This is a genomic window from Pedobacter heparinus, assembly GCF_032678725.1.
Classification (GTDB): domain Bacteria; phylum Bacteroidota; class Bacteroidia; order Sphingobacteriales; family Sphingobacteriaceae; genus Pedobacter; species Pedobacter heparinus_A.
Genome location: NZ_JAVTSC010000044.1, coordinates 1 through 1336 on the forward strand (window position 1 = coordinate 1; position 1336 = coordinate 1336).

Below are 1336 nucleotides of genomic sequence, written 5' to 3' on the forward strand. Positions count from 1 at the left end.
TAAACTTAGCAACTATACCCTTACCAACTGGAATGGGGTATTGACGGTAACGGCGAAAACATTGACCATTACCGCTGCAACAAGGACCAAAACTTATGGAGATGCAGTGACTTTTTCAGGTACAGAATTTAGTACAACTGGATTGATCAATGGCAATACCGTTACCGGTGTTACTTTAAATAGTACCGGCGCTTCGGCTACTGCAACGGTAGCAGTTTCAACATATCCAATTGTGCCAGCTGCAGCTGCTGGTACAGGATTGAGCAACTACAGCATCGTTTATATGAACGGAGCTTTGACGGTAGGCAGGAAAGTGCTGACCATTACTGCCGATAACAAAGAACGTTTTGCAGGTACAGCAAACCCGGCATTAACAGTAAATTATTCTGGTTTTGTTAATGGTGAAAGCAACTCGGTTTTTACCACATCACCAAACGTAACCACAACTGCTGATATAACAAGCCCGGCTGGTACTTATGACATTAATGCCAGTGGTGCAGCAGCAGCAAACTACAGTTTCATTTATGTAAAAGGAACACTGAGCGTTAAAGGAGGTGCGCCAACCAATATCAGTCTTGCTGGGATAACGCTTTACGAGAACAGCACAGCAGGTACCAGTGCAGGTATCTTGAGCAGTACTTCGGATGATCCGTCGGCAACTTTTACCTATACCTTAGCTGCCGGAACAGGCGATACAGATAATGCATCGTTTGCCATCATTGGTAACAGGATCAATACGACTGCTAGCCTGAACTTTGAAAGCAAAGCCAGCTACAGCCTGCGCGTAAAAAGTACTACGCAATATGGCCTGAGCCTGGAAAAAGTGCTGACAATTGCTTTGAGTGATGTGAACGAGATTCCTACACTGGCAACGATAGCTGATCAAACGATCTGTTATACTATTGCAGCGCAGACTGTAGTTTTAACTGGCATCAGTGCCGGCCCTGAAACTGCACAGAGCACTGTTTTAAGTGTAAGCAGTAACAATGCTGACTTGTTTGACGCGCTGACAGTTACAGGGTCAGGAGCTACAGGAAGCTTAAACTACAGGGTGAAACCTGGTGCCCTTGCTGGAACAGCCACTATAACGGTAACCGTGAAAGATAATGGGGGTACAGCCAATGCTGGTGTGGATACTTACAGCAGGACTTTCGTAATTACGGTAAATGCCTTGCCGGTTATTTCTATTAACAGCGACAAAGGTATGGATATCAGCAAAGGAGAGACCGTATTGCTTACCGCAACAGGAGGAACCGGCTATGTTTGGGCGCCTAACAGCAGTATCATCGGTACAACGAACACTGCAGTATTAACTGTAAGACCAAGCCAGACTACC

1 protein-coding gene is annotated in these 1336 nt (G+C 45.6%); it reads left to right on the forward strand.

Annotated elements, in window-relative coordinates:
• Positions 1-1336 (forward strand): MBG domain-containing protein (locus R2Q85_RS24515; RefSeq protein ID WP_316814444.1); only part of this gene is annotated, 1336 nt, incomplete at both ends.